Here is a 24,465-nt window from a genome sequence, read left to right on the forward strand (position 1 = left end):
AATAATTACTTGAAAATTATATCAGAGCTTCTTCCAAGTCATGATGCTAGTTACATTGGCACTTTTAGCTTTACCATAGACTTTCATTTGGTCTCCGGCAGCGTTTAGACTGGCATCAATATCATATGTACGCCCATCCTGCGTGTTAATCCAAAGACCCTTGTTAAATTGTTTATTGTTAGCATCAGCAACAAGCCCCTTAAGAGCTTCCATTCCAAAAATTGGCTGATTCTTCAATTCCCCTTGGCATTTGCTGCATACTTCAGAACTTGCAACACCAGGTAAAGATCGGTTTTTAGTAATGACAGCACTATACTGCTGTGTTTTTGAATTCTTACGAATCACAATGTCTGAAACATAATAACCAGTACGGTCATCAATAACTTTCCAAGTACCGATTAACGGATCAAATGGTATAGCAGCTAATGGATTGATTAGCCCAAAAAATAATGCAGTAGCACCAAAAAATTTACGGTTCATAAAAAATATTTACAATTGAATGAAAAAAATAAGCACGGCGGTGCCCAAAGTGGGCGAGATTATAACAATTATTTTTCTATTAAGGCATTAATTTCATTAGAATTAAATATTTATTTGATAGCTATTTCAAAGATTAAAATCAAGACATCATCTTTAAATCACAATTTGGTGCTCTCCTTATTTTTAAAACGTTCAATTACTATCAAGCCAAGACCAAGAAAAACCATTACATGTAATAAACAAGTAACGCAACTATACCCATCCCTGTGATGGGTTTTCTTTTGTCTATTAAAACACACACAAGAGCGCATTGTTCGGTTTATTGAATTATTTTAAAAAATAACCGAACAAAAGTATTGACTAAATTGTTCGGTTATCCGAATATATATCTCACTAGATAACAAAAAAGTCCCAACACTTGCAGGCGGAAGGACTTTTACTCAAAGAGTGAGATAAGTATGAATCAAATCCCATCCCATAGTCAAACCCCGGAGTTTGACACTAACAAAAGTCAAACGACTGCGATTCTTTATCAGCAGCCTACTTTTGCAGAACAACGTACGTCAATTAAAGACAGCGTTAAGGCTGTGCTTAAAGACTTGGCAGCAATTAGCTTAGTTCTAGTCACTATCGGCTCGGTAACTTTAACCGTTCGTAGCTGTGCAGATGATGTAGATCGTCAAGAACAAAACGCTGTTAAACACCAGTTGCAGTTCCAAACTTCTAATGGAGGGACTCGCTAATGACGACTTCTACTCAAAAATTCGCTGAATACCTTGGTGGTTATGAGCAAAACAGCATGTCTATGCGTCTTGGCCACACTGTTTATGTTGAGCAAGGTAAAGACATCTTTGCTGAGGATCGTAAAACAGGTGAACTTCATAAAGTGACTCTGGAAGAACAAGTTGCTAAGCCTTGGATCCGACAGAACTTTGACCGTGAACGTGCTTTTCAACGTCGTAAAGCCTTCGCGATTGGTATGCAAAGTTCGCATATTCCATTACATGAACGTCGTGCGTACAAAAAACGTATGGGCTGGGTTGGGGCTTAAGGGGAATTACTATGACTACTGTATTTTTTAAGAAAGCTGAACGTAAAAACGCAAAATTACGCCTTGCCCTTGCTGGTCCTACTGGTTCAGGTAAAACCATGGGTGCCCTACTTATTGCAAAAGGAATTGGTGGCAAAGTAGCTGTTGTTGATACAGAAAATAGTAGCGCTGAGTTATATGCCGATGTGATGCAATTCGACACTGCAAATATTCAACCGCCTTACTCACCTAAGAAATTTATATCAGCAATCGAAGCTGCTGAGAAAGCTGGCTATACGACTGTGATTTTAGACAGCATTACACACGAGTGGTCTGGTGTTGGTGGCTGTCTGGAAATGGTGGATGCCTTGGGTAAAGGCAAGTTCAAAGGTAATACCTGGGGAGCATGGAGTGAAGTAACTCCAGAACACCGTAAGTTCATTGATGCCATGCTTCATTCGAGTATCAATATCATCGTCACTATGCGTAGCAAAATGGAAACAGTTCAGACCAATGACGGCGGTAAAAAGAAAGTCGAAAAACTAGGTCTTAAGGCTGAACAACGTGATGGTATTGAATATGAATTTACGACCGTTTTAGATATTACCCATGGTGATAATTATGCAATCGCTACAAAAGACCGTACTGGTTTATTTATTCAGCCTGAAAGAATATCTGAACAGACAGGCATAAAGCTTAATCAATGGCTGTCGTCAGGATCTGCTGATGCCACGATTAACGGGAATCAGATTCTTGAACTTGAAGCGCTCATGATCGAAGCCGGTATTGATATTGAGAAATATTGCACCAAGCGCAAATTAAACAGTCTTCAAGATGTTCGTCAGCAAGTTTTTGAAGAGACCTGCAACAGTATCAGAAGAATTATTGAGCAAAAAGCTCAGTCAAACCAAGAGTCAGAAAAGCAGCTGCAGCAAGAACAAGAAGCCCTTCTCGAGGCGGATTATCAAAAGGCAATAGCTGCAATTCAAAATGCACAAAGTGCGAATGATCTTCAATACCCCGCTGATTACTTCAAAGGCGGTAAATACGAACAACAAATTTTAAATGCGTGTCAGGCAAAGATGGATATGGAGGGGTGGTCAGCATGAATATTTTAAACGGTAATGAAGCTTTTGCGGCAATGATGGCAGGTCGAAATATCTTGTGCCGTGCTGTTGGTGAAATGCCTGACTTCGACAATATCGATCAATTCCCTGCCACTATCTTTGCTAAACCCGGTTATGAGTTCTGCATTAAGATTGAAACTATTGAAGTTGCTGGCATTACGTTTTCTAAGCCTTTAACGCTTGAGGATGTTAAGGAAGGTCAGGAAATCTTCATGGTCTATCCTGATCATATTTCACACATTAAATACACCAAACTGTGTGGGGAGTATTTTAGAGGTGTGGTTAATGGTTTCGCTCAAGCGGATCAAGAAAACGCTGAACTACAGCTACAGGCAATTGGTGAACTTTTTGGCCGGGTCATTGCTTATCCTTTGACGGTAGATAACACAGGCAAAACTAAAAAGAAACGTACAACCAAAATCAAGAATGATGTGGACCAGACCAGCACGCCAGCTGGTCCTGGTACCACTACACCAAATATTGAAAAACAGCCTGAGTCAGAAATGATTCAGGCTGTTGAAACAACTACCGAAGCTACCTCAGTTTCTGTAGAAAAAAAGACATCTGAAAGCCAGTCAAATATTCAAATTACCAAGCAAGGTCCTATTACTGCAGTAGAAGAAAGTTTGGTAGAGGAATTCATCGAAACCGATGCAGTGAAATTGGTTGAGAAGTTTACAGCTCAAATTAATGAAGCTGAAACTATAGATGCTGTTATGCAGATCCGTTATCAATTAAACGCAAATGGCCATATGGTTCGCGGACAAATCATTGAGCTGAATAAGCTGGGTGAAAAACGTATTGAGGCTTTAAATGAAAGTCAGGTATTTGAATGTGATGTTGCTACTGGTCCAGTCGAGACCAAAGAATTAAGCGTTGATGAACTTAAACGACTGCAGGAAGAAGCTGAAAAACTTATTCAACCTGCTGCTGATTCTACGGAAAAATCAGTACAGGTTGGTGAGGATGTTGTTCATCAAGAGTTATTGGCTGATCTACTTGAACGAGTGGCTAAAGCTGCTTCACCTGCAGAAGCGAATGCTCAAATCAAGTACACCAAGTCTTGGACTCAGGAGCAACGTACACCACTCATAAGTGCAATCAACAAACGACTGATTGAGCTTAATCCACCTAAGACTCAACCCTCCCTTGCAGTACGTATTCAAAGAGCTGAAGACCTTACTGAATTGGATGCCTTAGAAATTGATGTATCGGCATGTGATGAAGAGATTCAACCGCGATTAATGGAATTGGTTGAGAAGCGTCGTCTTGAGTTGGATCCATTCACTGCAGCGATTGGGGAGCCTTAATGAACTTTAATTACTCCACTATCACCCGAACACTCACAGTGTTCGGGGTAAAAATGACACACATATTTAGCAACGTAGGTGTTGGTGAAATTGAAGATCTAATCACTGATGCAAAGTTTAAAGAAGCGACTTGGAGAGCGTGATGGATATTCAAGAACAAATAGCATTCGAGAAGTTTCAGGCTAAAGATAGTAATTGCGATTATGAAGAGCTAAAACACCGCCTAGATCATTTTGAGAAATTATCAGGACATCGTTATTTGCCAATGAGTCCACGTCATGAAGCTTGGTTAGTTTGGGGTGCAGCATGGAAAGCCAAAGCTCAAGCGGTGCCGGAAGTAATCACTATTGGTAATGAACTGCAATCATGGGTAGCTGTATGGTCATTCAGTGCAAAAAATGACGGTGAAGATTACGTGGTTGTTGATGCAAATCTGCTTGCTGAAAAAATTGAAGGGTTAACAGGAGCCAGCCAATGACTGAAATACTCGAAATCGCAAAAGACTTTGCTGATGAGCTTGCTCCTTTCGTGATCTGTAAAACCGGCACAGTCAAAACGCTTACTGCTGAACAGGTATCGGCTATTTATCACATTGCTGTTGATTACTGGATGCGTAACAAGGAAGCAAGTGTTGATGTGAAGTTACCTTTTGAAATTAGCTTGGGAGCTAAGTCATGATTGAGAGACCTGTTGTAAAAATTGGTGACACAATCAAAGCTCAATTTGAAAACTTTTTAGGTCAAATGATTGTGGTGACTGGTACTGTTCGACGCATTGATGGGCCATCAACAATCGTTGGTAATGATCTTGTTGATGGTGTTCCATTTTTTGTAAGTCTTGATGAGATTTTAGAAATTAATCACAAATCGATTTTATCGGGTTCGGTTATGAATAGCTTGAAGGAGGTTTCTTGAATGGGAGTTGCAATTGATTTAACAAATACTGAACGTCGCATCTCTACTGCTGAGTTTGCCTTGAGAATGAATATTTCAGAAAAGGAACTTTATGCCAGAATTAATGATGGTCGCATCAAATCACCGATGAAGGATGGACGAAAAAACTATTGGCTGAACAGCTATGTTTTGGAGTGTATTGTAAATCCAGATAGTGATAATATTGGCTTACTAGATGCATAAAACAAGCATTAAAAACAGGTCGCATCTAGCGGCCTTTTTTTAACAACAAAATTAAATGTGAGTAATATTGTGAGTAATAAATCACTTAAAATAATAATTATAATTTAAAAACAACAACTTATATTAATGATGATGACTTGCATTCATCGTGAGCATGGTGGCTGAACGAACCACTTCATCCCCGATCTTAGCAATTTCATAAAGTGCTGCAATAAAAATAGCTTGACCATCTTTGCGACGCACACCCCAACGCTGTGGCTTATGATCAAAATACTTGGACTCATAGAACTCAGCCACTGGAATGACACCAAACTTATATTTCATCAAGGCATTATTAAAAGTAGGTTTCTGAATCAAGGTCTCATTGCGGGCGTTATAAGTTTTAGATGCAATCGTTTTATCTTCTGCCCATTTCGGCACGAGACCAAACATCACTTTACGCCACTCAAGACCTTCTGGTGATTTAAACAATAAAGGTAAGTCATAACCCGGATAAACTTCTCCCGGATACTCAAAAGGAATATACGGTAATTTTAAATCCTGCAATTGATTGAGTGTCAATGGTTTGAAGTTTGCGCACATAACATAGGTATTAAATTAAACTTACTCGATTATATCCTTAACTGTATCAATGTGACTGTATTAGGTCGTTAGGAATCGTCAGCCAATGTGTAAAGTGAAACTCCTAGAATTCATTGCCCATTAAAGCATCCTAAACCAGAGTTTTCTTATCACCAAATGGAGCATCCGCTTGACCTGCCACCGTAATCAAAAAAGAACTGGGAACGCTATATTCTGAGGTTGATTTTATGATTCGCTGATCAAAATCAACTGTTCACTTTTTTGATGGCAACATATATACGCCAGTAAATTAAAAATGAAGTTGCTATGTCCACCACGGCACTTTTAATCGCATCGATATGCGCAAGTTGAACTTCATCAAACTGACCTTTAAAAACGTTAAAAATCACTTCAAAACAGATCATTACTACAATGGCAAAAATAGTAATTTTGATGGTAATCGGTAAATACAGTGTAATAAAACGATTTAAAAAATTCTGTCCATGTTCACCGCCATTGGCTTTAAAAGCAGCATTGATCCAACTGATCAATAAACCTAAATTAATCAAAAATACAGCCAAACTGATTTTAATTTCCTCAACCGCAGTCTGACTTAACGCAAAAAAGCCCAACAAAATCAAAATACCGCTGACGAGATAATAATTTTTAAAGTCGGCTTGTGTCACACGGTTTTGTTTCAAATCTTTGATTAATAGGTCGGTGCGCCAAAAATACATGATTTATACTCCATTATTATGTGCCGATCATATACAAAAAAAAGCCTCACAAGGAGGCTTTTTTATTCAGTTCACAGGATTAGTCGCCTGTATAACCTTTTAATTTCAAACGTGCTGCATGCAATAGAGGTTCTGTATAACCCGATGGTTGTTCACCACCTTTAAAGATCAAGTCAGAAGCTGCCTGGAATGCAATATTGTTTTCAAAGTCATTCGACATTGGCGTGTAAAGTGGATCATTGGCATTTTGCTCATCCACAATTTTCGCCATACGCTGCATTACTTCTTCAACTTGCGCACGCGTTACGATACCGTGACGTAACCAGTTTGCAACGTGTTGAGAAGAAATACGTAAAGTTGCACGGTCTTCCATCAAACCAACGTTGTTGATATCGAGAACTTTAGAACAACCTACACCCAAATCAACCCAACGAACCACATAACCCAGGATACCCTGACAGTTATTTTCAAGTTCTTTGGTTTTCTCTTCTTCAGACCAATTAGTGTCTTTCGCTAAAGGCGGAGTTAACAAATCATCTAAAGGTAATGCTTCAGTCGCCAACAATTCTTGCTGACGGCTTGCTACATTAATTTGGTGATAATGAATCGCGTGAATGACTGCACCTGCAGGTGATGGAACCCATGCACAGCTTGCACCTGCTTCTGGATGTTCAGTTTTGGTTTTGTACATGTCGAGCAACATATCTGGTTTTGGCCACATGCCTTTACCAATTTGTGCTTTACCACGTAAGCCTGCTTTCAAGCCAACCATCACGTTACGGTTCTCATAAGCAGGGAACCAGATTTGAGATTTCACTTCGCCTTTACGAACGAAAGGACCAGCTTCCATGAAGGTATGGATTTCATCACCGGTACGATCCATGAAGCCCGTGTTAATGAAGATGGTACGGTCTTTCGCTTGAGCGATACAGTTTTTCAAGTTTACAGATGTACGACGTTCTTCATCCATGATACCGATTTTAAGCGTTTTAGCCGGCAAACCTAATACTTGTTCAGCACGCTCGAAAAGTTCAACTGCAAAAGCAACTTCTTCAGGACCATGCATTTTTGGTTTAACGATATACATAGAACCTTTACGCGAGTTCTTGATTTCGTTTTCACCCTTGATGTCGGCAAAAGACAACAATGGTGTAACCAAAGCATCCATGATGCCTTCATAAATTTCCGCACCATCTACAAGAATGGCTGGATTGGTCATCAAGTGTCCAACATTACGAAGCAACATGAGTGAACGACCGTGAATAGATGTCACGCCACCAATCAGGTTTTTATGAGTGCGATCTTTATTCAATGCACGAGTAACAGTCTTACCATTCTTTGCGATTGATTCTTCGAGCGTGCCGCGCATTAAGCCTAACCAGTTACGGTAGCCTTCTACTTTTTCTTCTGCATCAACTGCAGCAATCGAATCTTCTAAATCCTGGATGGTGGTTACAGCAGCTTCAAGTACTAAATCTTTAACACCAGCTGCATCTGTTTGACCAATTGGACTGGTTGCATCAATTTCAACAATTACATGCAATCCATTATTTTTAAATACGATTTCCGTCGGTGCAGCAGCTTCGCCGTTATAACCAACGAATTGTGCTTGATGCACTAAAGTAGTGGTAGAACCATCTTTTAAAGTCACAACCAGTGCATTGTGTTCTACTGTGTATTTTGTTGCATCTGCATGCGAACCATTTGCCAACGGGAAAGTTTCATTTAAGAAATTTTTCGCGAATGCAATGACTTTTTCGCCACGGACTGGATTATAGCCCTTACCTTTTTCAGCGCCACCTTCTTCAGGGATCACGTCGAAACCGTAAAGTGCATCGTATAAAGAACCCCAACGCGCATTTGCCGCGTTCAAGCAATAACGTGCATTACGTACAGGCACTACAAGTTGTGGACCAGCCAAAAGTGCGATTTCTTCGTCGACATTTTCTGTGCTGATTTTGAAATCTTCTACTTCTGGTAATAAGTAGCCAATTTCTGTAAGGAAAGCTTTGTAAGCTTCTAATTCAAATTTGTTGTTGCGGTGCCATTCATCAATTTTAGCCTGAAGATCATCACGCTTAGCTAAAAGCGCCTTATTCTTAGGACTAAGATCAACAACGACTTGCTCGAAGTTTTTCCAGTATGTTTCGCTGTCTAAACCAGAACCTGGTAATGCTTCATTTTCGATGAAATCGTAAAGTTCTTTAGCAATCGCTAACTTGCCTTTTTGAATACGTGCAGTCATTGTCTTTCCTGATATTGCTACTTTTTATAACAAGAGATTCTAGTATACCGATTTAAATCTAGCTGAATAGTACTATCACAATGCTAAATAGTGATCATTTTTTATAAAATAAATATGCACATTATTAAATAAAATACCGCTCACAAATGCGATGTCATCATCAACTTGAATACCTTTTTACAGTTTATAAAGTTTTTGAAATGTCGAAATTAGACTTAAGTGCAGATTTATAGATAAAACAGCAGTTAAACCCGACATTGGTATAGTTATAGAGCAAAGATTAAACAATGACCAGCCTTAAATGTCGACTAAATACACATTTTCTAGCAATAAAAAAGCGCCATTTCTGGCGCTTGATTTTAATTCGCTTGGGATTCTGTTTTCTGGATTAGTTTATGCTCTGCATTCAGATACTCATCGGACTGCATTTCCAGTAAACGTGAACGCGTGCGTTCAATTTCAAAGGCCAGTTTTTCACCCTGATAGATATCAATAATTGAATCTTCAGAGGTCAACAACAATTTTACCCCACGATCATAAAATTCATCGACCAGATAAATAAAACGACGTGCGCCTTCCGATAAATAGTCGGTTAAATGCGGAACATTACTCACCAGCACGGTATTGTAAATATTGGCGATTTCAATAAAGTCTGCTGGACTACGCGGCTTAAAGCACAAATCCGAAAATTCACACCATAAAACATCTTCAGTATGCCCAACTGTTTCCACAATACGGTTATTGATAATAATCGGCTCTTGGGAAATTTTCTGAGTTTGGGTCAAAGCAGTAAAACGCTGTGCGATCCAGTTTCTATGATCATGCGTCAATGGTGATTTAAACAATTGCGCTTGTTTGAGCACACGCAGACGATAATCCACACCTGCATCCACATTCAGCACGACACAGTTCTTTTTCACCATCTCAATTGTTGGGATAAAACGGTCACGATGAATCCCATTTTTATATAGACCATCTGGGGCAATATTCGATGTTGCAACCAGTGTGATCCCACGTTCAAATAATTTTTGGAACAGTTCGCTTAAAATCATCGCATCTGTAACATTCGATACAAAGAATTCATCAAAACAGATTACCACCGCTTGTTGGTAAATCTGGTCAGCAACCAACTCAAGTGGATTACGCTGTCCCGATAATTTATTCAATTCACGATGTACGTGCTGCATAAAATGATGGAAATGCATGCGCATTTTGCGACGGAAAGGAATCGAATCAAAAAATTGATCCATCAACCAGGTTTTTCCACGCCCTACACCGCCCCACATATACACGCCTTTAGGAGATGTTTGACGACGGAAACGACGGAAGGCTTTTTTTGATGCCTTAAAACGCTGCAGCAGTTCTTGCCAAACACGATCCAACTCATGGACAGCTTGCGCCTGTGCATCATCCGGCATGAACTGACCAGAAGAGATGGCTTGCGCATAACGTTCTGCAGGTGACAAAGGAATAAAGGCGGTGCTGTGCTTAGAATTTAAGTCTGACATATCATTGAATACTATTTTAGGCTATTGAAAGTATAGCGAAGTTTGGGATGGAATATATAACACTTTGGCATTAATAGACTTAGGCTATTTAAAGTACTGGCGTGGACTATATCCAAACCATCTTTTAAAGGCATGATTAAAAGCCGCCGGCTCTGAATAGCCCAGTAACTCTGCAATCATTTCAATAGAATACTCTTTATATTCTATTAGCCTTAAGGCTTTATCTTTAATCAGTTTTTCACGTATTTGTTTATAACTGCTTTGTAATTGCTGCAATTGATGACGCAAGGTTCGCTCTGGAATTTGCAAGGCTTGTGCCGTTTCCGCCATCGTTGGCATTACCCCTTGCTGTAACTCTAAATAATCTTGCACCCGTTGCACCAAAGATGGCACTTGTTCATCTATTCTTAAGCGTTCTAGTTCAGCAATACATTTACTTTCATAGATCTTAAAACTCATTTTATCTGCAGAAGGAATCTGAACATTCAGTACCGCATTATCAAACCAAAATTCTGCGCACTTTGAACCAAACTGTAAATCTGAACCATAGTAATCATGATAGGTCTTTAAGAACGCTTGGTTTTCTGGTTGCACAAATGGCAATTCAATATGAATTTGAGGAATGCTCAATCCCATCATTTTATAAAGATCTTGGATAAATTTATAGGTTCCTGAAATCTCACATTGCGCACGGAGCAAACCCAGATCACTGTTTAAATCTTGTGGCTCGTAGCACAAAGCAACTTTGTGCTCTGTATATTTCAGGCTTAAAGCCCCAGTGAGATGAGTCAAAGGTTGATACTTAATACCCTGCTCCCAAGCTGTACGCACATTTTCACTGCTGACCAACAACATGAGTAAAGGGCCATAGCCAGCAAGCGCATAATGTTGCCCGATAAACAAACCTTTTTCAGGTGCAACATCTTGCCCAATAACTTTTAGAACATCCCACTCTAAACTGGGATGAATCGTTGAACTTGGATCCAATGCCTCAGCACGCAGACCAACACTTTGAAGTTTTTGATCAACTGCAATCCCAGCTTTACGCATGCCTTGAATTAAATACATCAAGCCAAGAATTGATCGTTTCATAGTATTTTCTAATTAAAAGAATATGACCATTTTTACTATAAAATTCCACGCTTGCACATTGCCGAATCTATCAATTTCTTTGTCATGCCTATCATGTTGCAGACTGATCTATTCATTTAAGGTCTAAGAAAATAGACCTAAGGCCATAAAAAATGCGCGATACAAATCAAAGTAAGCAAATACCACAACAAACTCAGGTTGCCATTATTGGAGCAGGGTTTGGTGGATTAGCGATGGCCATTCGTTTATTACAAAATAATTTTTATGATTTTATCATCCTGGAAAAAGCCAATGATGTCGGTGGAACTTGGCGTGAGAACCAATACCCGGGCGCAGCCTGTGATGTGCAATCTCATATGTATTCACTTTCTTTTGCAGCTAAAAGTGATTGGTCAAAGCGCTATGCTGAAGCACCTGAAATTTTTGCCTACATCCAAAGCTTGATTAGCAGTTATGATTTAAAAAAATACTGCCAATTTAACTGTGAAGTTATAGCTGCCGAATATAATCAACAAAGTTGTGACTGGAAGCTGACATTAAATAATGAAAAAACTTTGATTGCTCAATTTGTTGTTTTCGCATCTGGCCCTTTACATGTGCCGCAAATTCCACACATCAAAGGCATTGAAAAGTTTCAGGGTAAAGTTTTTCATTCATCGCAATGGGATCATCAATACGACCTCAGCAATAAAAATGTTGCATCCATTGGTACGGGCGGTAGCGCCATTCAGTACATTCCTGAAATTGCTCCCCAAGTTAAGCAACTGTATGTATTTCAACGTACCGCAGCTTGGGTCATTCCACGCGATGAACGCAGTTATTCAAGTTTAGAAAAAAAGCTGTTTGATCAGTTTGATTGGTTTAGAAAATTACATCGTGCACGTCTCTATTGGTCAAATGAATCGCGCGTAGTCTCCATAGTTAAACCAACCGTAATGAAATACACCCAAAAACTCGCGGAAGCCTATATTAAATATCAAGTGAAAGATAAAAGCCTGGCTCAAAGACTCACGCCTGATTATATTATGGGCTGTATGGTTTTTATTCCATGACAGGAATTGTAGTGACTGAATTAAAAAATGCCGAGCTAGGTAGCATTGCACTAATGAATGACTTATTTAGAGAAATTATTGCGATTCTTTTGATGTATAGCATTGGTTGGCGTTATCCACGATCTGCTATTTCATCCGCTGCAGCAACAGCTATGGATGTCACCCTCCCTATGGTAAAACAAGCCTGTGGCAATGAGTTTATTCCACATGCCATGGTCAGTGGATTTATTCTTTCTGTACTTGCGCCTATTGTAGTGAGTGTGTTGGCAGCTTTATAAATAATCTGACCAAATCCTTCACTTCCATTTAGGAATTATCCCCTCCTTTTTCAAAGGAGGGTGAGGGAGAATTTAAAAGAATTAAAACAAAAAAGCCGACATTAAGTCGGCTTTTGAATACATCAAATTCAGATTAAATTGTCGCCAAAATATCACGCAAGGTTTGACTTGGGTTTTCTGATTGGGTAATCGGACGACCAATCACCAAATGCGTTGAACCATCAAGCATCGCTTGCTTTGGAGTCACAATACGTTTCTGGTCATCTGCATTAGAACCCGCTGGGCGAATACCGGGAGTAACTAAAGCAAAATCCTGACCTAATGTCTCACGAAGCATTTTTGCTTCTTGAGCTGAACAAACCACACCGTCCAGACCACTGTCTTCAGTGAGCTTAGCAAGGCGTTTTACTTGTTCAAATGGTTCAACATCCAAACCGATATCTTTTAAGTCCTCACGACCCATTGAAGTCAACACAGTCACAGCAATCAGTTGAGTGTTGTAGTTACCGGCTTTTAAACGCTGCACACAGGTCTCCATCATCTTACGACCACCTGATGCGTGTACGTTCACCATCCACACACCAAGGTCTGCTGCCGCGCATACTGCTTGAGCTGTTGTATTTGGAATATCATGGAATTTTAAATCCAGGAAAACCTCAAAGCCTTTGTCGTGTAATGCTTTAACTACACTTGGACCTTCATGGGTAAATAACTCTTTACCAACTTTTACTCGACATAATGCAGGATCTAATTGCTCTGCAATGGTTAACGCGTCATATTGGCTTTTAGCATCCAGTGCAACAATGATACTCAAGAGAATTTACCTTCAATCAGACAAAAAGAAAGCCCATTATAATGGGCTTTTATTTTCGTTGGTAATATCTAATACAGTTTTTTCATGCCTAGTATGAGCTGCAGCTTCAGCAGCAGCCAATTGGGCAGTTTGAATTTGCTCTTTCCGGAGATATTCAATGTCTTTACGCAGTCGTTTAATTTCCCAATTATTTTGAAATACTCGGAAAATTTGCACACCTAGCAATAAACCCAACACCACACCCAAAGCTAAAGTCAGCAATAACAATAAGCCTAAACGCATAGCAGGAACTTGAGTAAATAGCAGATCTACGCTTAACTCAGTACCATTTTGTAAAACTAAAGCCAGTGAATAGCCAAACAGCACAATGAGCAAAGCAACCAGTACGTAACGCATAAATACCCCTTTTGGAATTCTTTATTACTGTGCAGATTCGTTTACTGCATCACGTAACGCCTTACCAGGTTTAAAGTGTGGAACTGCTTTTGCAGCCACTTCAACAGACTTTCCTGTTTTAGGATTACGCCCCACACGTGGATCACGGTGATGCAAAGCAAAACTGCCAAAACCACGAATTTCAATACGATTATCAGATGATAAAGCGGCTATCATTTGATCAATCATAATTTTAACAGCTTCTTCGACCAAAGGCTCTGCTAAGTGTGGATTTTTAAGGGAAATTCGCTCTATTAAGTCAGACTTATTAAGTGCTTCCGTAGTCATCTGCGACCTCTTTAATTATCAAGCTACTTTGTAGATGATCCGATAATAACGTGTTTAAATACAAAACGGTAGCGCAATAAGTTAATACTACGCTACCGTTTACAGTATTTGTGTAAAAAGTATTAGTTAATTTACATTAACAATACATTTTAACGCCTACTTAGTTGCCCATTTGAGCTTTGATCAAATCACCAATAGTCTTAGGACCATTTTCTGAAGTAGTTGTTGCTGTTTTCAAGTTAGCAACTGCTTCTTTCTCTTCAGCTTCGTCTTTCGCTTTGATAGACAAGTTGATAGAGCGTGATTTGCGGTCTACGTTGATGATTTTAGCTTCAACTTCTTGACCAACTTCAAGGAACTTAGTTGCATCTTCAACGCGATCACGGTTGATTTCAGAAGCTTTAAGAGACGCTTCAACTTCGTCAGCTAACTTAATAGTTGCGCCTTTAGCATCAACAGCAGTCACAGTACCTTTAACCAAAGCACCGCGTTCGTTAGTTGCCAAGAAATCATTGAACGGATCGTTGTTCATTTGTTTGATACCAAGGCTGATACGGTTGCCTTCAGCATCTACAGACAAGATAACAGCTTCTACAGTGTCACCTTTCTTGTAACGACGGATAGCTTCTTCGCCTTGTTCGTTCCAAGAAATGTCAGATAAATGAACTAGACCATCGATACCGCCTGGTAAACCGATGAAGATACCAAAGTCAGTGATAGATTTGATCGTACCAGAAACTTTTTCGCCTTTGTCGTGGTCTTTAGCAAACTCTTCCCATGGGTTAGCACGAGTTTGTTTGATACCAAGAGAAATACGACGACGTTCTTCATCAACTTCAAGAACCATAACATCAACTTCGTCACCAATCTGAACAACTTTAGATGGGTGGATGTTTTTGTTAGTGTGATCCATTTCTGAAACGTGTACTAAACCTTCAACGCCTTCAGCGATTTCAGCGAAACAACCGTAATCAGTAAGGTTAGTTACGCGAGCTTTAACGATTGAACCTTTAGGGTAACGGTTCATGATCGCTAACCATGGATCTTCGCCTAATTGTTTAAGGCCTAAAGATACGCGGTTACGTTCACGGTCAAATTTAAGTACTTTAACAGTAACTTCTTGACCAACTTCAACAACTTCTGAAGGATGCTTGATGCGTTTCCAAGCCATGTCAGTGATGTGAAGAAGACCATCGATACCGCCAAGGTCAACGAATGCGCCGTAATCAGTAAGGTTCTTGATCGTACCTGTAACTGTTTGACCTTCTTCAAGCTGAGCAAGAAGAGCTTCACGGTCAGCTGAAGATTCAGCTTCCATAACAGCACGACGTGAAACAACAACGTTGTTACGTTTAGCGTCAAGTTTGATTACTTTGAATTCTAACTCTTTGCCTTCTAAGTGAGTAGTATCACGAATAGGACGAGTATCAACTAAAGAACCTGGAAGGAACGCACGAACTGGACCGATGTCAACAGTGAAACCGCCTTTAACCTTACCAGAGATAACACCAGTAACGATTTCGCCGTCTTCAAAGATTTTTTCAAGTTTAGTCCAAGTTTCAGCGCGTTTTGCTTTTTCGCGTGAAAGAACTGTTTGACCCATACCGTTGTCAAGAGCTTCAACAACAACATCAACAGTATCACCAACTTGAACTTCAAGTTCACGTTGGTCATTTAAGAATTCAGCGCGGTCAACAATACCTTCTGATTTAAGGCCAGTGTCAACTGTTACCCAGTCAGAGTCGATGCTTACGACAACGCCTTGGATGACAGCACCCTTTTCAACGTTGAAATTTAATTCGCTTTCTTCAAAGAGGGCTGCAAAAGATTCGGTCATGATATACCTGATAAAGTTCAGCGGTCTTGGATCAGACAAGGCCGGTTTAATAAAGCCTCCACATAGTCCGTAATAAACTGATCTAGCTATGCTTTGGCTGAAAATTCGTTAATTGACTAATTGCTTTTCGACAAAGCTGGTCATCAACTTGAATACTTCATCGATGCCCAAATCTGAACTATCAATGATATATGCACCTGCTGCCGGCTTGAGTGGAGCGACTGTGCGCTCCATGTCTCGTTTGTCTCGAGCTTGTATATTAGCTAAAATGTCGTTTATTTTAACATCTAGCCCCATACCCTGCAACTGCTTTACACGTCGCGCCGCTCGGGATTCAGCCGAAGCAGTCAGGTAAATCTTGGCTTGAGCCTCAGGAAAAATAGAAGTAGCCATATCACGACCGTCTGCAACCAAGCCCGGTTCTTGCGCAAAAGCACGTTGACGCTCTAAGAGTGCATTTCTAAGTTCAGGAATTGCAGCAACTTTTGAAGCAAACTCACCCACACGTTCAGTACGAATGGTTTGAGTCACATCTTCACCGTCGAGTTGAACCTGAGTTCCAGCTTCAGTTGTAACAAATTTTATGTCTAAATTTGTTGCAATTTTAATGCACTGATCAAGTTCTAAATCTAGGCAATCCAGCAAGTCCTGTTGATGTAATGACAGCCCCAGCAAACGATATAAAGCACCAGAATCCAGTAAATGAAATTGATAGTGCGCTGCCAGTTTAGCCGCAAGTGTGCCCTTTCCAGAACCGCTTGGACCATCGATAGTAATAATTTGAACTGTCATTAATTTTCCACTTTACGCTATACAGTTTTAGCTAATTTTGAAAAACCTAGTTTAATCGCAGATTTAAGCTGTGCAAGGATTAATTTACTTACAAATGGGGCCCGTGCCTGTAATTCAATAGTGTAAGTCACTAAAGTTTTGTCAGCATCTTTTGCTTCAAACTCAATAACCCCTAAATGATGTTTCACCAAAGGATTTTTAATAATTTGATATTCAATACGCTCATTAAGCTCCAGCAAGGTAATTTGTTCCTGCAGTGGTTTTACTGGACCAAACCCCATACGACGCACTGAACCTACCCCATCTGGACGTTCAGGATCTGCAGAGTCTTTAATTCGTTCTACCTGAATCGGTGCGAAAGCCACATTATAAGTTGAGTGCTTTGATAACAAATCAAAAACCTGCTCGATGGGTGCGTTAAATTCTTTTTTTACCTGAATGGAATTCATGACTTATCCTAAATTTTAATTGACAATACTTATTGTCATTCTATTTTACATGGTTTGAATTATGATTCTGATCATTTAGGGATTTTTCTTGTAATCTCTGCAGTCGTTTTTGCTCACGACGCATCTTAAAAAAATCACTGAGTTGTTTGGAACATTGTTCATTCAAACATCCAGCCTCAATATCAAACTGATGATTATAATAGCCTGTTTCAAATAACTTTCTCGCACTGATCAAGGAACCTGCTTTGGGCTCGGTTGCACCAAACACCACTTTGGATACACGTGCATGAATCAAAGCCCCGACACACATGGTACAAGGCTCTAAAGTCACATAAAGGACTGAATCTTCCGGAAGTCGATAATTATTAAGATTTGCACAGGCCTGACGCAATGCTTGAACTTCTGCATGTGCAGTCGGGTCATTCAAAGAAATTGGCGCATTATACCCTGCGCCAATAATTTGATTTTGACTAACAATAATCGCACCGACAGGAATTTCTTGTTTCGATGCTGCAATAGCAGCTTGCTCATAAGCAAACTGCATCCAGTGTTCATCTGTCAATTGTGTTGCATCAGTCATTCTTAACCGATCACACCATAGTGTTTCAACAAATTATTCCAGCTTTCATTTTTGGTCACAGGTGGGCAATCAGACAAAATTGCTTTGAGTGAAAAATCCGTACCTTTGGTCCATTCTGGAGAAAGGTCTTTATCCACCAAGCGTGCTCGAACACCTTCTACAAAATCTGGATGACGAATCTTCCAATCCGAAATTTGAGTTTCAAGTTCAAACACTTCATTCCAAGAATGAACCTGCTTGCCCCACTGCCACAATAACCAGGTTAAAGCAGCAGTTGTAGGGGAGCCTTTCTGCAAGTTTTCACTCGCTTGACGCAACCAGTCACTACGTGCATCACTTAAACCAATAATCGATTCATAGTCATGTTGAAAGTTCACCCCACGACAAACACTTTGAATCACATCTAATGAGTTTTGCAACGGACCCGGACCCACTGGACGGTGCATGCCATTTAGGGTGTCGTCAATGGCGCGAAAATCACCGGCTGGGTAATGCCCCCAATCAATATTGATGACTTTTTCCAGCACATTATCACGCTGTGCATCACAAATATGTGTTGCCCAGCCAATACCATAGGCACCGGCTGCAGTCATGATTGAACCGGTTAAGCCAGTAAATAAGCCTATCGCCCCACGATCAGCCAAGAAACGTGTCGCACCCACATCCGGATATAAACCGATATTAATTTCAGGCATTGCCAAACGCGAATAAGGTGTGACTAAACGGAATGGTGCAGCCATGAATAGCCCCAGACCACCACCCATGACATAACCTTCACCCCAAATCAGCACGGGCTTAGCGTAGTTATGCAACAGTAAATCTAAAGCGTATTCTTGCTCAAAGAATTTATTTGCAGTTTCTACTTCATTATTAATGATCAATTGACGAAGTTTACGAACATCACCACCTGCACAGAATGCTTTCGGTGTAGTTGAATCCAACCAAATGGCTTTAACAGCATCATCATGCTGAAAATCTTGGAACACTTCTAAAAGTGCGGTAACGATGGATTCATCCAAAGCATGCAGAGATTTTGGACGGTTCAGGCGAACAATGCGCCAGCCGTTTTTTGCTTCCTCGACAATAAGATCAGGATGATAGTTTTTTAATTCAGGAGATTGTGTCATGCGTCCAGCTGCCAATTTATCGGCTCAATGCCATTTTGTTTCAGATAATTATTTGCTTTTGAAAATACTTTACAGCCAAAAAAACCACCACGGTTTGCTGCCAATGGCGAAGGATGTGCAGCTTTTAAAATCAGGTGTTTATTCGGATCAATCCGTTGACCTTTACGTTGCGCATAGGCGCCCCACAGAATAAAAACAATATGCTTACACTGCTCGTTTAACACATCAATAATATGATCGGTAAAATCTTCCCAACCCTGTTTTTGATGTGAAGTGGGTTGACCTGCTTCAACAGTTAAAACTGCATTCAGCAATAACACCCCTTGTTCAGCCCAACGGGTTAAATCACCGTGTTTCGGAATAGGAATACCCAGATCGGTATTCAACTCATGGAAAATATTACGTAAAGATGGCGGTAATGCAAGCCCCTTTTGTACAGAAAAACTTAATCCATGTGCTTGGTTGGGGCCATGATAAGGATCTTGCCCCAAAATAACGACTTTCACATGGTTTAATGGAGTTTTATTTAACGCATTAAAAATCAGTGAACTCGGGGGATAGATCACTTTATCTGCCTGTTTTTCAGCAATCAGAAACTGCCTTAAGTCATCCATTTTCGGGCTGAGCAAAAAATCACTCAAAACACCTTTCCAACTCGCATCTAACTGAATTTTATCTAGTTGAGCTTGCTGTTGTTCCGTTAAAGACATAACTACTTCCTAATCCTTTTTGAAAACCTACCACGTGATTCAATGATCTTTAGATGTATACCTGTAGATCAACACTCGGGTTTTGGAATTTAATTCCTTGTTGTAATTTTTCATACATATCAGGGTCAGTCCATTCGGCTTGAACTTGTTCAGAGAACACAATTTGTTCAAGACTCAGCACACCCATTTGCTCATTTTCGATATCTTCGATAAAGCTTTGTGCATAACCTGTATCCGTTTCATGCACAATCACCGAGTAAACTTCTACATCCCCTTCCCCATTCTGGGTTTCGGTTGATGCAAGCACTTGTTGTGCTAAATAGAAGAAAATACGTGAAAATTGTTCCGCGGAAGGAGAAACGGGTAAAGACACCCAACGGGCACTAAATTTTTTGCAGGCTTCAATATATTCAGCATCATCATGCTGCCAAAAACAAATGGCATGATCAAAACTGTCAAAAATATCCTTGATTACGCCCTTCAGCAATCCGAAGTCATACACCATTTGACCATGATCTAGCTTCGAAGCTTTAAGCAATAATTCAACTTTATAACTATGGCCATGAATCGAACGCTTACAGCGATCCGATGTGCAATTTCGCACAATATGAGCATTTTCAAACTTAAATAACTTACGAATTAACATGTGCCGTGATGCAATCAAAAATATGTGAATTGAATTTGATTATAAAGCAAAAGTGAAAGTCTGGGCATTAATTTTACTGTTCAAAGCAATTGGTAAAACATATGCGACTTAAACAAGATAATAAGATGGATTATATTTCAGCTTATTGGTTTATATGATTAAAATGGTGCCATACTGCGATATGCTACATACACTGTTTTATCTTTACGCACCAAATCACTACTAAACTGACGTTTACGCTCACTTAACAACACTTCAATCTTGGCTTTGAAATAACTGGATTGCACACCCAGCAAATCATTCACTTCATTGCGGACATCTGTATTAACTTGTGTAAAAGGCTCAATCACCCAAAGATCATTAATATTTGAAAAATATTCTAAATTTGCCTGGCGTTGCTGCAAGACTTGTTGAACTGTGTTGACATCCAACTTGGGATCAAGACTCGCAAGCAGCATTGCCGATGCTGTATTCACATTAACTTTACTGTCTGATGTAGGCGCGGCACTGACATAATTTGCAATTTGCAGATATTTCTGACCTTCAAAGCCACGCACCAATTTAAGTTCTTCAACGCTATGAAATTTACTGTTTGGCGCTAAATAACCTTGTGGCAAGCCTTGATAGTAGCTGGCCTCCGCTCCCATCGCTCCAATGGTTTCATCATCAGCATCTTGCCAATCAATCACTGCTTCACTCAATTTTTCAGGCAAACCGACACGCTGCAACAGTTTTTCAAACCAAGCTTTCGCTTGAGGATTCGCAGTGCCGTCAGCATTAACCAAACTATTTAAATTAAATTTACCTGATTCATCCTGCAACGTTCCCGATACAAAACCATCTTCTACCGGAAAAGCCGGCATCGATTTGGCCCAATTCTCTTGCAGATGATCGATATCGCCTGCATTTTCAGCATCATCCACCAAAAGCTCTGAAAAAAAGGCTTCTGCACTTTTGGCATACAGCAATGATTGATTTTGACGCATCAAATATGCGGTATTTTCAGCAGTATTGGCCTGTCGTTTGGCAATGGTTGCAGCAAGAATCGTTGCTAATGCGACCATTATCAAAATCGTAATTAAGGCAATACCCTTTTGCTGCTTCATGCTTAATCTCTTAATGCTTGGTTATGTTGGATTATTTGAATTGTTATTTTGATTATTGTTCTGCTGTTTTAAGTAATCCGTGTTTAATAGACTAAAAATCCATTCATAAGCAACATCTTTCACAGTTAATTTAATTTTAATCCCTTTCGGCAAGATTTGTTTTTGAATGGCATCATTTAAATCTACTTGCCCATCCGGCCATGAAGTTGACTCGTTCGGATTCAGCACCACAATTTCAAACTGATCCACATCATTTAACAACACACTGGATTCAGGTTGATCGCGGCCGCCACTGTTTAAATTACGATATTTCAAACGATAGAGTTTCTTTTCATCTGCACGATATTGGTATTCAACACGTTCATCCGGTGAAATACCTTGCTGCAAAGGATCAGTTACGCCAGTTTTACTAAAATTAAAGCGGCCATTTTGTAAAACCAACGCAGGCTGAATATCGTTATTCATATTCGCATTGAGTGGCACGGCTTGCACGGTATCACGCAGAATTTGTTGATAGGCTTCTTGCAACTGTCCCAAATTAACTTCATGTTCAGTATTGCGCTCTTTGACTTTGATCAGATAATCAAAAACTTTCCAACCCAGTGCCGAAAGTACCGCAAATATGGCAATTGCGACCAATAATTCAACCAAGGTAAAGCCTGAGCGATGCCGGGAGTGTGGCGTTTGATTTTTTTTATTTTTCGGTTGCATCAAACTTTGGCCTTATAGTTAAAGAAAACCAGATTGGTAATACCGGATTCCACTTTACCTGATTCAGCATTAAACAAACTGACTTGCACTTCAATACGTTGCACATTTGAGCTAATCGTGGATTGTGCAGACTTATCAATTTGCCAGCTTTCACCTTGCTGGCTAACCTGTTTGGACTGTGTTCCTTGTAACCATTCTTGATTAATTTCCATTACGGCAACTTCATTCAATGCAACGAATTGCGCTTTGGTGCGTAAAATTGCGTTTGATGTCGCTTGGGTATATTGCATCGCCACTTTGGTGAAAGCGATTGCAGCGGTCGCGAAAATTACTAAAGCAACCATCACTTCCAATAGTGTAAAACCTGCGCAAGACCAAGCGCTCCACTTTGAGTACCTAGCTTTCATTGATTTTACCTAAATGATCAATCTCGATTTCTTCACCAATCGGGCGTTGCTCGAAATAAAATTGAATTCGTACAGGTTTGGCTTCGCCATTACCTAGCCACAGTAATTTCGGTGCATTTACACTCAGCAAATCATCATTATTGGCATTTTCATATGCATAATCGAGCGATTGCACATTGAAGGAAACATGTTCGGGTAAAGCGCGCTTTTCAAATTCTGAATAGTCTTGCCATTTTTTATTTTCATTAAGTACTGAATTTTGTGTAGCTTGAAGAGATGGAACCAAATATTCCACAACACCATAACGAAATGGCGACACATCTGTTGCAGCTTGAACATCAAGTGCAAAAATGCGAGCCTGATCATTCGCTTCACGATTCATCCTGCGTAAATCCATGATAAACACTTCACGTGCCTGCATGGCTTTACGCTGATCAACGCCATTGATGTTGGTTAAAATTAAAGATGCCATGATCGCCATAATCACAATAACCACCATCAACTCTATTAAGGTAAAACCGCGAATTGATAATGATCCTGTGTGCTTCATGGCATACCTTTAGGCAAATTGTTCCGTAGAACGGGTTTGTTTCGGCATTGCCAAGGCTTGGTCAATATAAGCCACACGCAATGTGTCGCGTGAACCTAAATAACGCTGATAAAAACTAGAATTCAGGATCGCCGCTGCACCGTGAGTTAAAGCCCAAATTGAAGCCAAATAATCACGTACCGACATGCTACTTTGAATGCTTTCCAAATAACTTTCAGTCATACGAAAAATAATCCGTAAGCGCTGCTTTCTCACCTGATACAGCTCACTGAACAAATGATGAATGCCTACACCCGTGGTAGAAAGACGTTCTTCAATTTGATGGAACAGCACGGTACGTTCTGGATGATGTAAATGATGCAACATAAAGAAAGCCAGATGTTCTGGAAAGGCTTTCTCCGCATCCTTAATCATCTCGAGCAACATCTTCTCATTACGGATAATGAGAAGCATGTAGAGTTCATCTTTACTTTGGAAATGTTTATATAGAGTCCCTTTCGCTAGATCGAGTTCTGCGGCCAACGCATCAAGCGTCATCCCTGATTCGCCATTTTCTAATAACAGTTGCTCTGCAACCTGAAAAATTAACGCTTCTCTTGCTCGAAACTGAGCCTGACGATCCATCTTCACCCTGTAACTCTCTTATGCGCTTGTATCAATTCGAATTATTTACTTTTGATTGAGGAGGTTTTCAAAGTTTTGCATGGTAATGAAAGCAATTTCCTCAACTGACTTATCATATACATCACTTAAGGCTTTGGCTACATAGGGAACGTATTTTGGTTCATTAGACTTTCCTCTATAGGGCATTGGTGCCAAGTAAGGACTATCCGTCTCAATCAGTACGCGATCCAGTGGAACCTGCTTCGCCACATCACGTAAATCTTGCGCATTTTTAAAAGAAACAATTCCGGAAAATGACACGTAATAACCACAATCCAGCACGGCCTTGGCGGTTTCCCAGTCTTCAGTAAAACAGTGCAAAATGCCATGAGTCGATTTTTCAGCACGAATGATATCTACCGTATCATGCTTGGCTGAGCGGGTATGTACCACTACAGGTTTTTTCACTGCCTGAGAGGCATGAATATGACGGGCAAAACATTGTTTTTGTTCAGTAATGAAATCAGTGCTATGAAAATAATCCAGGCCTGTTTCACCAATCGCCCAAACTTTTTCAGGCTGTGCCAGTTCAATTAAATAATCCGTGGTGGCGCGCGCCATGGTCGCAGGATCTTCACAGGGATGAACTCCAACACTGTATCCAACATCAGCATGACGTGCGGCAATTTTAGCAAGCTCGATATGGTCATCCAGATCAACCGAGATACTCATGAATTTGGATACACCCGCTTCACGCGCCTGTGCTAATGCCAGATCTAAATTGCCATCATAAGGCGTTAAATCCAACAAGGTTAAATGGCAGTGAGTATCTACAAACACGGCGAGATCCTAAA

The 24,465-nt window shown here is 40.1% G+C and carries 29 protein-coding genes and 3 pseudogenes; 10 read left to right on the forward strand and 22 right to left on the reverse strand.

Annotation, left to right across the window (positions count from 1 at the left end):
- Positions 1-21: 21 nt before the first annotated feature.
- Complete coding sequence (locus B9T23_RS01940) at positions 22-480, reverse strand: DUF2147 domain-containing protein (protein WP_086192763.1); 459 nt, start codon at positions 478-480, stop codon at positions 22-24.
- A 458-nt stretch (positions 481-938) separates the two neighbouring features.
- Here B9T23_RS01940 and B9T23_RS01945 point away from each other — a divergent pair, with 458 nt between their 5' ends.
- From B9T23_RS01945 to B9T23_RS01980, 8 genes are all read left to right on the forward strand, one after another.
- Positions 939-1,223 carry a hypothetical protein gene (locus B9T23_RS01945; protein WP_086192764.1) on the forward strand — a complete coding sequence of 95 codons (285 nt, stop codon included), beginning with the start codon at positions 939-941 and terminating at the stop codon, positions 1,221-1,223.
- Positions 1,223-1,531: a hypothetical protein gene (locus B9T23_RS01950; RefSeq protein WP_086192765.1), complete on the forward strand. Its 309-nt coding sequence runs from the start codon at positions 1,223-1,225 to the stop codon at positions 1,529-1,531. Before B9T23_RS01945 ends, B9T23_RS01950 begins: the two co-directional genes overlap by 1 nt.
- Before the next feature lie 11 nt (positions 1,532-1,542).
- The gene (locus B9T23_RS01955; protein ID WP_086192766.1) at positions 1,543-2,619 is read left to right on the forward strand and encodes an ATP-binding protein; all 1,077 of its coding nucleotides are present in this window, start codon (positions 1,543-1,545) and stop codon (positions 2,617-2,619) included.
- The gene (locus B9T23_RS01960) at positions 2,616-3,947 is read left to right on the forward strand and encodes a hypothetical protein (protein WP_086192767.1); all 1,332 of its coding nucleotides are present in this window, start codon (positions 2,616-2,618) and stop codon (positions 3,945-3,947) included. The genes B9T23_RS01955 and B9T23_RS01960 overlap by 4 nt, the downstream gene beginning before the upstream one ends.
- A gap of 142 nt (positions 3,948-4,089) precedes the next feature.
- A complete protein-coding gene (locus B9T23_RS01965) occupies positions 4,090-4,425 on the forward strand; it encodes a hypothetical protein (RefSeq protein WP_086192768.1) in 336 nt (111 codons plus the stop codon).
- Positions 4,422-4,625, forward strand: coding sequence for a hypothetical protein (locus B9T23_RS01970; protein ID WP_086192769.1), 204 nt, complete (start codon positions 4,422-4,424; stop codon positions 4,623-4,625). The genes B9T23_RS01965 and B9T23_RS01970 overlap by 4 nt, the downstream gene beginning before the upstream one ends.
- Positions 4,622-4,861, forward strand: coding sequence for a hypothetical protein (locus tag B9T23_RS01975; RefSeq protein ID WP_086192770.1), 240 nt, complete (start codon positions 4,622-4,624; stop codon positions 4,859-4,861). The genes B9T23_RS01970 and B9T23_RS01975 overlap by 4 nt, the downstream gene beginning before the upstream one ends.
- Entirely contained in the window at positions 4,862-5,083 is a 222-nt protein-coding gene (locus B9T23_RS01980) for a hypothetical protein (RefSeq protein WP_086192771.1), read from the forward strand.
- 129 nt (positions 5,084-5,212) lie between these two features.
- Here B9T23_RS01980 and B9T23_RS01985 read toward each other — a convergent pair.
- The 5 genes and pseudogenes from B9T23_RS01985 to B9T23_RS02005 form a co-directional block, all read right to left on the reverse strand.
- Positions 5,213-5,665, reverse strand: a pseudogene (locus B9T23_RS01985) (SOS response-associated peptidase family protein); the annotation flags it as partial.
- Positions 5,666-5,910: 245 nt separating this feature from the next.
- A complete protein-coding gene (locus B9T23_RS01990; protein WP_086192773.1) occupies positions 5,911-6,381 on the reverse strand; it encodes a hypothetical protein in 471 nt (156 codons plus the stop codon).
- Between the two features lie 79 nt (positions 6,382-6,460).
- Positions 6,461-8,626: a malate synthase G gene (locus tag B9T23_RS01995; RefSeq protein ID WP_086192774.1), complete on the reverse strand. Its 2,166-nt coding sequence runs from the start codon at positions 8,624-8,626 to the stop codon at positions 6,461-6,463.
- Positions 8,627-8,985: 359 nt separating this feature from the next.
- Positions 8,986-10,134, reverse strand: coding sequence for a cell division protein ZapE (gene zapE, locus B9T23_RS02000; RefSeq protein ID WP_086192775.1), 1,149 nt, complete (start codon positions 10,132-10,134; stop codon positions 8,986-8,988).
- Positions 10,135-10,218: 84 nt separating this feature from the next.
- Complete coding sequence (locus tag B9T23_RS02005) at positions 10,219-11,226, reverse strand: AraC family transcriptional regulator (RefSeq protein ID WP_171263033.1); 1,008 nt, start codon at positions 11,224-11,226, stop codon at positions 10,219-10,221.
- Between the two features lie 152 nt (positions 11,227-11,378).
- Here B9T23_RS02005 and B9T23_RS02010 point away from each other — a divergent pair.
- Positions 11,379-12,260: pseudogene (locus B9T23_RS02010) on the forward strand (flavin-containing monooxygenase); the annotation flags it as partial.
- Positions 12,260-12,556: pseudogene (locus B9T23_RS02015) on the forward strand (LysO family transporter); the annotation flags it as partial. The pseudogenes B9T23_RS02010 and B9T23_RS02015, both read left to right, overlap by 1 nt.
- A gap of 133 nt (positions 12,557-12,689) precedes the next feature.
- On the opposite strand, the gene pyrF reads toward B9T23_RS02015, so the two are convergent.
- The 16 genes from pyrF to B9T23_RS02095 all read right to left on the reverse strand — a co-directional run bounded on the left by pyrF (position 12,690) and on the right by B9T23_RS02095 (position 24,451).
- Positions 12,690-13,370 (reverse strand): orotidine-5'-phosphate decarboxylase, encoded by a 681-nt coding sequence (gene pyrF / locus B9T23_RS02020; RefSeq protein ID WP_086192776.1) that lies wholly within the window; start codon positions 13,368-13,370, stop codon positions 12,690-12,692.
- 36 nt (positions 13,371-13,406) lie between these two features.
- Positions 13,407-13,766 (reverse strand): lipopolysaccharide assembly protein LapA domain-containing protein, encoded by a 360-nt coding sequence (locus B9T23_RS02025; RefSeq protein WP_067726066.1) that lies wholly within the window; start codon positions 13,764-13,766, stop codon positions 13,407-13,409.
- Between the two features lie 24 nt (positions 13,767-13,790).
- Positions 13,791-14,093 carry an integration host factor subunit beta gene (locus tag B9T23_RS02030; RefSeq protein ID WP_067726064.1) on the reverse strand — a complete coding sequence of 101 codons (303 nt, stop codon included), beginning with the start codon at positions 14,091-14,093 and terminating at the stop codon, positions 13,791-13,793.
- Between the two features lie 160 nt (positions 14,094-14,253).
- Positions 14,254-15,930, reverse strand: a complete 1,677-nt coding sequence (gene rpsA / locus B9T23_RS02035) for a 30S ribosomal protein S1 (RefSeq protein ID WP_067726062.1) — start codon at positions 15,928-15,930, stop codon at positions 14,254-14,256.
- A 108-nt stretch (positions 15,931-16,038) separates the two neighbouring features.
- Entirely contained in the window at positions 16,039-16,722 is a 684-nt protein-coding gene (gene cmk, locus B9T23_RS02040) for a (d)CMP kinase (RefSeq protein WP_086192777.1), read from the reverse strand.
- A gap of 17 nt (positions 16,723-16,739) precedes the next feature.
- Positions 16,740-17,171, reverse strand: coding sequence for an SRPBCC family protein (locus B9T23_RS02045; RefSeq protein WP_086192778.1), 432 nt, complete (start codon positions 17,169-17,171; stop codon positions 16,740-16,742).
- Positions 17,172-17,211: 40 nt separating this feature from the next.
- The gene (gene tadA, locus B9T23_RS02050; protein ID WP_086192779.1) at positions 17,212-17,751 is read right to left on the reverse strand and encodes a tRNA adenosine(34) deaminase TadA; all 540 of its coding nucleotides are present in this window, start codon (positions 17,749-17,751) and stop codon (positions 17,212-17,214) included.
- A gap of 2 nt (positions 17,752-17,753) precedes the next feature.
- Positions 17,754-18,878, reverse strand: a complete 1,125-nt coding sequence (locus B9T23_RS02055; protein WP_086192780.1) for an enoyl-CoA hydratase/isomerase family protein — start codon at positions 18,876-18,878, stop codon at positions 17,754-17,756.
- Entirely contained in the window at positions 18,875-19,588 is a 714-nt protein-coding gene (ung, locus tag B9T23_RS02060) for a uracil-DNA glycosylase (protein WP_086192781.1), read from the reverse strand. The genes B9T23_RS02055 and ung overlap by 4 nt, the downstream gene beginning before the upstream one ends.
- A 49-nt stretch (positions 19,589-19,637) precedes the next feature.
- Positions 19,638-20,234: a 6-pyruvoyl trahydropterin synthase family protein gene (locus tag B9T23_RS02065; RefSeq protein WP_086192782.1), complete on the reverse strand. Its 597-nt coding sequence runs from the start codon at positions 20,232-20,234 to the stop codon at positions 19,638-19,640.
- 158 nt (positions 20,235-20,392) lie between these two features.
- The gene (gene gspK, locus B9T23_RS02070) at positions 20,393-21,340 is read right to left on the reverse strand and encodes a type II secretion system minor pseudopilin GspK (protein ID WP_086192783.1); all 948 of its coding nucleotides are present in this window, start codon (positions 21,338-21,340) and stop codon (positions 20,393-20,395) included.
- Positions 21,341-21,361: 21 nt separating this feature from the next.
- On the reverse strand, positions 21,362-22,051 hold the full coding sequence (gene gspJ, locus B9T23_RS02075) for a type II secretion system minor pseudopilin GspJ (protein ID WP_086192784.1): 690 nt from the start codon (positions 22,049-22,051) through the stop codon (positions 21,362-21,364).
- Complete coding sequence (gene gspI / locus B9T23_RS02080) at positions 22,051-22,458, reverse strand: type II secretion system minor pseudopilin GspI (protein WP_086192785.1); 408 nt, start codon at positions 22,456-22,458, stop codon at positions 22,051-22,053. Before gspI ends, gspJ begins: the two co-directional genes overlap by 1 nt.
- A complete protein-coding gene (locus B9T23_RS02085) occupies positions 22,448-23,008 on the reverse strand; it encodes a type II secretion system protein (protein ID WP_086192786.1) in 561 nt (186 codons plus the stop codon). The genes gspI and B9T23_RS02085 overlap by 11 nt, the downstream gene beginning before the upstream one ends.
- Positions 23,009-23,017: 9 nt before the next feature.
- The gene (locus B9T23_RS02090) at positions 23,018-23,632 is read right to left on the reverse strand and encodes a TetR/AcrR family transcriptional regulator (RefSeq protein WP_086192787.1); all 615 of its coding nucleotides are present in this window, start codon (positions 23,630-23,632) and stop codon (positions 23,018-23,020) included.
- Positions 23,633-23,677: 45 nt separating this feature from the next.
- Complete coding sequence (locus B9T23_RS02095; protein ID WP_086192788.1) at positions 23,678-24,451, reverse strand: TatD family hydrolase; 774 nt, start codon at positions 24,449-24,451, stop codon at positions 23,678-23,680.
- Positions 24,452-24,465 lie beyond the last annotated feature (14 nt).

Source organism: Acinetobacter terrae, assembly GCF_002135195.1.
GTDB lineage: Bacteria > Pseudomonadota > Gammaproteobacteria > Pseudomonadales > Moraxellaceae > Acinetobacter > Acinetobacter terrae.

Coding starts and splice junctions, on each gene's coding strand:
- B9T23_RS01970 (WP_086192769.1), top strand. CDS start 4,422: ATGACTGAAATACTCGAAATCGCAAAAGACTTTGCTGATGAGCTTGCT.
- B9T23_RS01945 (WP_086192764.1), top strand. CDS start 939: ATGAATCAAATCCCATCCCATAGTCAAACCCCGGAGTTTGACACTAAC.
- rpsA (WP_067726062.1), bottom strand. CDS start 15,930: ATGACCGAATCTTTTGCAGCCCTCTTTGAAGAAAGCGAATTAAATTTC.
- ung (WP_086192781.1), bottom strand. CDS start 19,588: ATGTCTTTAACGGAACAACAGCAAGCTCAACTAGATAAAATTCAGTTA.
- B9T23_RS01975 (WP_086192770.1), top strand. CDS start 4,622: ATGATTGAGAGACCTGTTGTAAAAATTGGTGACACAATCAAAGCTCAA.
- tadA (WP_086192779.1), bottom strand. CDS start 17,751: ATGACTGATGCAACACAATTGACAGATGAACACTGGATGCAGTTTGCT.
- B9T23_RS02085 (WP_086192786.1), bottom strand. CDS start 23,008: ATGAAGCACACAGGATCATTATCAATTCGCGGTTTTACCTTAATAGAG.
- B9T23_RS02090 (WP_086192787.1), bottom strand. CDS start 23,632: ATGGATCGTCAGGCTCAGTTTCGAGCAAGAGAAGCGTTAATTTTTCAG.
- B9T23_RS01960 (WP_086192767.1), top strand. CDS start 2,616: ATGAATATTTTAAACGGTAATGAAGCTTTTGCGGCAATGATGGCAGGT.
- B9T23_RS02030 (WP_067726064.1), bottom strand. CDS start 14,093: ATGACTACGGAAGCACTTAATAAGTCTGACTTAATAGAGCGAATTTCC.
- B9T23_RS01940 (WP_086192763.1), bottom strand. CDS start 480: ATGAACCGTAAATTTTTTGGTGCTACTGCATTATTTTTTGGGCTAATC.
- B9T23_RS01950 (WP_086192765.1), top strand. CDS start 1,223: ATGACGACTTCTACTCAAAAATTCGCTGAATACCTTGGTGGTTATGAG.
- B9T23_RS01955 (WP_086192766.1), top strand. CDS start 1,543: ATGACTACTGTATTTTTTAAGAAAGCTGAACGTAAAAACGCAAAATTA.
- B9T23_RS02065 (WP_086192782.1), bottom strand. CDS start 20,234: ATGTTAATTCGTAAGTTATTTAAGTTTGAAAATGCTCATATTGTGCGA.
- B9T23_RS01990 (WP_086192773.1), bottom strand. CDS start 6,381: ATGTATTTTTGGCGCACCGACCTATTAATCAAAGATTTGAAACAAAAC.
- zapE (WP_086192775.1), bottom strand. CDS start 10,134: ATGTCAGACTTAAATTCTAAGCACAGCACCGCCTTTATTCCTTTGTCA.
- gspJ (WP_086192784.1), bottom strand. CDS start 22,051: ATGCAACCGAAAAATAAAAAAAATCAAACGCCACACTCCCGGCATCGC.
- B9T23_RS02045 (WP_086192778.1), bottom strand. CDS start 17,171: ATGAATTCCATTCAGGTAAAAAAAGAATTTAACGCACCCATCGAGCAG.
- gspK (WP_086192783.1), bottom strand. CDS start 21,340: ATGAAGCAGCAAAAGGGTATTGCCTTAATTACGATTTTGATAATGGTC.
- B9T23_RS01965 (WP_086192768.1), top strand. CDS start 4,090: ATGGATATTCAAGAACAAATAGCATTCGAGAAGTTTCAGGCTAAAGAT.
- B9T23_RS02005 (WP_171263033.1), bottom strand. CDS start 11,226: ATGAAACGATCAATTCTTGGCTTGATGTATTTAATTCAAGGCATGCGT.
- cmk (WP_086192777.1), bottom strand. CDS start 16,722: ATGACAGTTCAAATTATTACTATCGATGGTCCAAGCGGTTCTGGAAAG.
- B9T23_RS01995 (WP_086192774.1), bottom strand. CDS start 8,626: ATGACTGCACGTATTCAAAAAGGCAAGTTAGCGATTGCTAAAGAACTT.
- B9T23_RS02025 (WP_067726066.1), bottom strand. CDS start 13,766: ATGCGTTACGTACTGGTTGCTTTGCTCATTGTGCTGTTTGGCTATTCA.
- B9T23_RS02055 (WP_086192780.1), bottom strand. CDS start 18,878: ATGACACAATCTCCTGAATTAAAAAACTATCATCCTGATCTTATTGTC.
- gspI (WP_086192785.1), bottom strand. CDS start 22,458: ATGAAAGCTAGGTACTCAAAGTGGAGCGCTTGGTCTTGCGCAGGTTTT.
- B9T23_RS01980 (WP_086192771.1), top strand. CDS start 4,862: ATGGGAGTTGCAATTGATTTAACAAATACTGAACGTCGCATCTCTACT.